This window comes from Actinoallomurus sp. NPDC050550 (assembly GCF_040655075.1).
In the GTDB taxonomy this organism is placed as follows: Bacteria; Actinomycetota; Actinomycetes; order Streptosporangiales; family Streptosporangiaceae; genus Actinoallomurus.
In genome coordinates this window covers 1-2695 of the sequence record NZ_JBFAJC010000137.1, presented here as the reverse complement: position 1 = coordinate 2695, position 2695 = coordinate 1, and the positions used below count along the sequence as shown (strand labels likewise).

Below are 2695 nucleotides of genomic sequence, written 5' to 3'. Positions count from 1 at the left end.
CCCAGCGACCCTGAGCATACGCAGACACGACACCGATTATGACGGGCGATCCAGCAGCAACGTCGCCAGCCCAAGTTGACTCAGGGAACTGACGCACCGCTTCCGGTCCTCGGGCCGTGGCCGGCCCTGCGGTCCGGGTCGGCTTGTCCTCTAAAGGGAGGGCTCTCATCTCCCGCAGACGGACCGGGGTAGTGCGTTGCAGAGGTGTTGTCCGCAGGCTCGGCTGCCGGCCGGATATACGCCGGGGCGGTGACCGAACCATGGCGCCCCCCGTCCGGCCTCGCCGACGCGCCGGAGCACTGTGAAAGCGGGTGAAACAGCCCCCCCGTGTACTGATGCGCATCCCGCCGGACGGACGTGGATCAGTAGTATCTGCGCTGCCTAGACTCACCGGGGGAGTACCTGGGGTCGCCTATACAGGCGGGTGTTGGCTCGTATCCGAAGCTCTTGGGTATCGCGAGTATCGCCAGATGGCTGCGATGGCAAAGACCACGCCCAGAGCCAAACCGATTACACCCCAGAAGACCTCCAATCCGGCCGAATTGCATGTGCTGCTGTTCCCGTATTGGCAGAGGTGGCTCCTGTCCTGCACGAGCCCATTTACCAAGCTGATCACGCTAGTGATGAGGACTACCACTGCCAGCAGGGACATCAGCCAGATCGACCACAGCGATGGGCGCCGCCCAATGATGGAGTCGGGCAATGCCGCCTCGGTCGGAGGTAGCGGAGAGGTGCCCTGCTGAGCGGGAGGGGCGAGACGTGTCGTAGGAAGGTGATGATGTGCCGGTTCGCTGCTGGCCTGGTGTCCAGCTAGGCATTCGGCGGTGGCGGCCGCGCTATCGGGGCGTTGCTCGGGCTGTTTGGCGAGCAGGTCTCGGATCAGAGCGTCGAGGTGGTCCGGGATCTCAGGGCGGAGCGCCTGGGGTGGTACGGGAGCTTGGCCGATGTGTTGATACAGGATCGAACCGACACCGGCACTGGTGTCGACCCATGGCCTTCCGGTGAGCAGTTCGTACAGCACACAGCCGAAGGAGTACAGGTCGGTGCGCACGTCGACCGGGCGACCTTCAATCTGTTCCGGGGCCATGTAGAGGGGTGTCCCTGCGATGCTTCCGGTAGCGGTGATCTTGGTGGCGTCGGCAAGGCGGGCGATCCCGAAATCGCAGACCTTGAGCCTGCCGCCGTCCAGCAGGAAGAGATTCGCCGGTTTGATATCACGATGTACAACGCCTTGTTCATGCGCGGCGGACAGCGCCTCAAGGGTCTGCGCGGCGAGATCGGTCACCTGCGTGAGGGGTAGCCCGTTCGGCCATTCGGACAGCACCTTGTGCAGGTCACGGCCCTTCATCAGCTCCATGACCAGGAAAAGCAGCTGATCCTGGCCCTCTCGGTGCTCATCGATATCGAACACCGTCGTGATCCCCGGATGAGTCAGCCCCGCCGCGATCTCAGCCTCCCGACGAAACCGCGCCACGCCACTATCGTCGACCCCTGCAGTCAAGGGAAGAACCTTGACCGCCACGGTCCGGCCCAACCGCGAGTCGAGGCCGCGCCAGACCTCGCCCATGCCACCGCGGCCCAGCAGTTCTGCCAGCCGGTAGCGGCCCACCAACTCCAACCCCGCTTGCAAGCGCACCACTCCGAAATAGGCAGAGGAAGATCGCAGCCAACGTATTCCACCAGCAATCGGCCCACTCTCGCCACCCCAGGGCGATTTCAAAGTCGCCGGTCTCGGGTGATCATCGCCTGGTGTCCGAATCGGCGGCAGCTACGGAAGGTGACACCTGGATGAGGATGACCTTCTGCCTGTGATCATGGGAGTTCTCACGCTTCCAAGCTCACAGGCAAGAAGGTCATCGGTGTCAGGGGTCGCATGCTCGGCCGGGTGTTTCGTCGTTGCTGGAGGTGCTGGCGGGGATCGGTGATCCTCGGCGCACGCGCGGGATCCGGCACCCGTTCGTGGCTGTGCTCGGGGTGGCGGTGGTGGCGACCTTGGCCGGAGCGGCGAACTACCGGATGGCCATCAAGCCTGGACCGGCAACGGACCACGGGCAGCAGCCACCCTGCGCAACCTCGCACTCGGCCTGAGGCTCCTCTCCCGCCCGGAGAGGGAGCCGCGGGGAGCCAATCTTGGGAGCCAACGTCTTCAGGCTCCCTCAGACCCACCGCGACTCCATCGGGCGTAATCCAAGGTGAGAGGCGCCCCGCTTGGCTCCAGGCCGACCAGGACGAAGATCGATTGACCGAAGTTCCTTCGGGACGAAGGGCGGAGGCGACGCTGGTTGCTAACGCAACTGCTGACTCGAAAATCGGTGCTCAGCTGGGCAGGCGGCAGCACCCGGCGGAGCGTTAGCGGAGCCGGGTTGTGGTGGTCGGGTCAGGCTGCGGTGCTGTCGAGGGGTTCGAGGATCACCTTGTGGCCGGTGAGTTGTTCGATCTGGCGCATGAGGGTGCGGGCGCGGCGTTGTTTGTTGATCCGGGAGTCGTAGTGGTCGGGGCCGAGGTCTTGGTAGTCGGTGTCAGGGTCGGATAGCAGGTGGTAGACGATCGTCAGGACGGAGTTGCCGGTGGCGACCAGGGCGCGTTTCTTGCCGCGGCGTCGGGCGATGCGTTTGTAACGTGCGCCGAGGAAAGTGCTGGTGCGGGATGCGCCGATGGCTATTTCGCCCAGGGTGCCACCCAGCCAGGGATTGCC

General features: G+C 64.6%; 2 protein-coding genes and 1 pseudogene. 1 reads left to right on the top strand and 2 read right to left on the bottom strand.

The annotated features are described in order from the left end of the window. Positions 1–412 precede the first annotated feature (412 nt). The gene (locus AB0I04_RS55055) at positions 413–1636 is read right to left on the bottom strand and encodes a serine/threonine-protein kinase (RefSeq protein WP_360905030.1); all 1224 of its coding nucleotides are present in this window, start codon (positions 1634–1636) and stop codon (positions 413–415) included. A 269-nt stretch (positions 1637–1905) separates the two neighbouring features. On the opposite strand from AB0I04_RS55055, the gene AB0I04_RS55050 reads away from it, so the two are divergent. After that, positions 1906–2088: a transposase family protein gene (locus tag AB0I04_RS55050; protein WP_360905033.1), complete on the top strand. Its 183-nt coding sequence runs from the start codon at positions 1906–1908 to the stop codon at positions 2086–2088. A gap of 289 nt (positions 2089–2377) precedes the next feature. Here the strand turns inward: AB0I04_RS55050 and AB0I04_RS55045 are convergent. Then, positions 2378–2695, bottom strand: a pseudogene (locus tag AB0I04_RS55045) (IS110 family transposase); the annotation flags it as partial.